At 71.3% G+C, this 3,406-nt stretch carries 3 protein-coding genes and 1 pseudogene; 2 read left to right on the forward strand and 2 right to left on the reverse strand.

Annotated features, from left to right (window positions below):
• Together ACIRDX_RS21890 and ACIRDX_RS21895 are read left to right on the forward strand one after the other, a co-directional pair.
• On the forward strand, positions 1 to 230 hold a 230-nt coding region (locus ACIRDX_RS21890; RefSeq protein WP_396627542.1), incomplete at its 5' end, for a BamA/TamA family outer membrane protein.
• Positions 231 to 241: 11 nt separating this feature from the next.
• The gene (locus tag ACIRDX_RS21895) at positions 242 to 1,936 is read left to right on the forward strand and encodes a hypothetical protein (RefSeq protein WP_396627543.1); all 1,695 of its coding nucleotides are present in this window, start codon (positions 242 to 244) and stop codon (positions 1,934 to 1,936) included.
• A 102-nt stretch (positions 1,937 to 2,038) separates the two neighbouring features.
• On the opposite strand, the gene ACIRDX_RS21900 is transcribed toward ACIRDX_RS21895, so the two are convergent.
• A complete protein-coding gene (locus ACIRDX_RS21900; protein WP_396627544.1) occupies positions 2,039 to 3,061 on the reverse strand; it encodes a hypothetical protein in 1,023 nt (340 codons plus the stop codon).
• A gap of 10 nt (positions 3,062 to 3,071) precedes the next feature.
• A pseudogene (locus tag ACIRDX_RS21905) lies at positions 3,072 to 3,406 on the reverse strand (polyphosphate kinase 2 family protein); the annotation flags it as partial.

Below are 3,406 nucleotides of genomic sequence, written 5' to 3' on the forward strand. Positions count from 1 at the left end.
GCAGCGCCGAACTGCGCTGGTTCCCCAACCGCCTCGGCATCGACATGGCCCTGTTCTTCGACGCCGGCACCGTTGCCGCGGAGTTCGACAAACTCGCCTGGCGCGACCTCAAGACCAACTACGGCGTCGGCATCCGCTTTCACACCCCCGGCGCCACCGTGCTGCGCCTCGACCTGGCCAAGGGCGACGAAGGCCTCCGCTTCGTCTTCTCCACGTCGGCCCCGTTCTGAGGAGGATGCCGATGACGACCCCTTCGCTGCTCCGCCGCCGCGCCCGCGTCGCGGCCCTGCTCGCCCTGGTCGCCTCCAGCGCTGCGCTCGGCACGCGCGCCGCCGGGCCGACCTACTTCCCCGACGACCCGATCCGCCGCGAGCCCTCGTCGCAGGACGCCTCGGGCGTGGCCGAGTGGGACATCCCGCTCTCGTACGACCTGGCTCTCAACCTCTTCGCCCGGCCCGGCGACCTGCGCGACGTGCGCGCGATGGACGTCAACACGGCCGACGAGGTGCCCGACTCCGAGTGGTTCACCAACCGGGTGCCGGGCACGACGCTCACCGCCGACGCGCTCGCGCGTGGCCCGGTGACGCACGACGGGCCGGCCCCGGGCCGCTTCACGGTGGTGCGCGCCAAGCCCGCGGGCGTGAGCCCGGGGTTCGTGCTGCGCGACAGCAAGAACGTGCTGTGGTTCGTGCAGTTCGACGCCACGAAGTACCCCGGGGCGGCCAGCGCGGCGTCGATGATCGCCAACCGGCTGTTCTGGGCCCTCGGGTACTGGCAGGTCGAGTACCACCTCGGTCGGCTGAAGCTCGACGACCTCGACATCGGCGAGAAGGCCCTCGTCGAGACGCCGTCGGGCAAGACGCGCAGGCTCGACAAGGCCGACCTCCAGCGCGTGCTCGACAACGCGGCGAAGGACGCCGATGGCAGCTACCGCATGCTCGCCAGCCGCGGCGTGGACGGCAAGCCGCTCGGCGGCTTCAAGTACACCGGCACCCGCCCTGACGACCCGAACGACACGATCCCGCACGAGCACCGCCGCGTGCTGCGCGCGCTGAAGGTGTTCGGCGCGTGGACCAACCTGGTCGACATGAAGGCCGGCAACACGCTCGACGTGCTCGAGACGCGCGAGAACGGCCGCAAGATCGTCCGCCACTACCTGCAGGACGTCGGCTCGACGTTCGGCACCGGGGCGCTCGGCCCGCGCGAGTGGGACGAGGGCTACGAGTACCTCTTCGAGAAGGACCTCACGCTCAAGCGCTTCCTCTTCGGCCTGCCCATCAAGCCGTGGCAGACGGTGCCCTACAACGAGTACCCGGAGATCGGCCGCTTCAGCGCCGAGGCGTTCGTCCCGGAGGCGTGGGTGCCGCGCGTGCCGACGACCGCCATCCGCAATGCCCGCGCCGACGACACGTTCTGGGCCGCGCGGCGCGTCATGGCGTTCTCCGACGACATGATTCGCGAGCTGGTCAAGGTGGGCCGGCTCAGCGACCCGGCGGCGGCCAACGAACTCGCGGCGGTGCTGATGCAGCGCCGCGACCGCATCGGGCAGGCCTACTACGCGGCCATCGCGCCGCTGGCCGACTTCGCGCTCGACGCCGGCGGCTCGCTCACGTTCGTCAACGAGGCGACGCGCAGCCGCGTCCTCCCCAACACGACGACGGGATACACGGCGCGCTGGGCCCGCTTCGACAACGCCACCGGCACCGCCACGCCGTTCGGCGAGTCGTCGAGCCAGGCCGAGGCCCGACTCCAGGCGCCCGCCGGCCTCGGCTCGACGCCCGGCAGCTTCGTGCAGGTCGAGCTCACCTGCACCAGCACCACCTACCCCGCCTGGCAGCAGCCGGTGCGCCTCCACTTCCGTCGCGACGCCTCGGGCTGGACGCTCGTCGGCGTCCAGCGCACCACGCCGACGCGCGACCCGGCGCTGGAGCGGTAGCAGGGTCGGGTACCGGGTACCGGGTACCGGGTTCAGGGCTCAGGATTCAGTTCTCGGAATGCTTTCTGAGCCCTGAGCCTTGAGCCCTGTGCCCTTGATGCCTCAACGCCCTTCGGCGCGCGCCTTCATCCCGCGCAGCGCCGCCTGCAGGCCCTTGCGGGCGCCCTCCCTGGCCTTCTTCTTCACGATCCCGCCCATCAGGCCGGTGAGGCCGTCGGACCTGGCCAGGTTCAGCACCATCAGGTAATGCCCCGCCCCCGGGCGCTCCGGGTCGTCCACCAGGGCCCGCACCTCGAGCGCCGCGTGGAAGTAGTGGCTGGCGTAGAGCTGCTTGACGGTGACCACGCCCTGGAGGCCATCGGGGCGGCTGGCCGGATGGCTCACCACGTGGTTGATGCGCACCACGGGCTTGAGCCCGAATTGCGCGATGGACCAGTAGAAGAAGTCGTCGGCCCCTGGCGGGCGCGTCCGGGGGTAGGACAGCAGGTACGCCGACACCTCGGGCAGCGCCCCGGAGAGCACGGCAGACCGCCGCACCATGTCCTCGAGCTCGTGGGCGACATAGGTCGGCCGCTCCGCATCCTGGTAGATCGCGAGTGCCTGGTTGCCGCCGGCGCGGTACCGCTCGACGTACTCCACCGCCATCCGCCGCGCCAGCGCCTGCACCTCGGCCTCCGCGTCTGGCCCTCGCCAGTCGATGGCGGCCAGTGCCGAGAACGCGCCGTCGCCCAGCTTGACCTCGCAGCGGCCGGGCCGGCAGCGGCGCAGGTCGGCGACGTCCTGCGCCGGCAGCCGCAGCGCTGCCATGTCGTCGAGCGTCGCGGGCGAGGAAATCCGGCGCGTGGCGAGGAAGCCCCCTCCCTGCTCGAGGCGCTCGACGTCGCGCATCACCTCGATCATCCGCGCCGCCGGCGCGGCCACGCGGACGGCGCCGGCGACGGCGATCTCGCGGTCGACCGATGGCCGTACGTCGACCTCGACGTCCTCGCCACGCCGCACCGCGGCGACCTGCGCCTCGGTCAACCCCAACGACTGCGCCAGCTGGCGGGCGATGCCCTCGGCGGCCCGGTCGTCCTGCCGGGCGACCAGCGTCGCCGAGACCGCGAGCAGCACGACGGCCGCCACCGCCCGCATGCTAGGGCTCCGCGAGCAATTGCCGCCGCCCCTCGTCGATCACTTCGAGTTGCGCGGGAGACATCTTGCGGGGCTTGAGGCCGAGGCCCTGGATCGACTCGGTGAGGATGGCCGATACGAGGGCGCGCGACACCCACTTGTTGTCCGACGGGATGACCCACCAGGGCGCCCACTCGGTGCTCGTGTGCGTGAGCGTGTCCTCGAACGCTTCCTGGTACTGATCCCAGAAGGCCCGCTCGTGCAGGTCGCCCATCTCGAACTTCCAGTGCTTGTCGGGGTTGTCGAGGCGATCCATGAACCGCTTCTTCTGCTCCCGCTTCGAGATGTTGAGGAAGA

This window comes from Luteitalea sp., from assembly GCF_044337415.1.
Taxonomy (GTDB): domain Bacteria; phylum Acidobacteriota; class Vicinamibacteria; order Vicinamibacterales; family Vicinamibacteraceae; genus Luteitalea.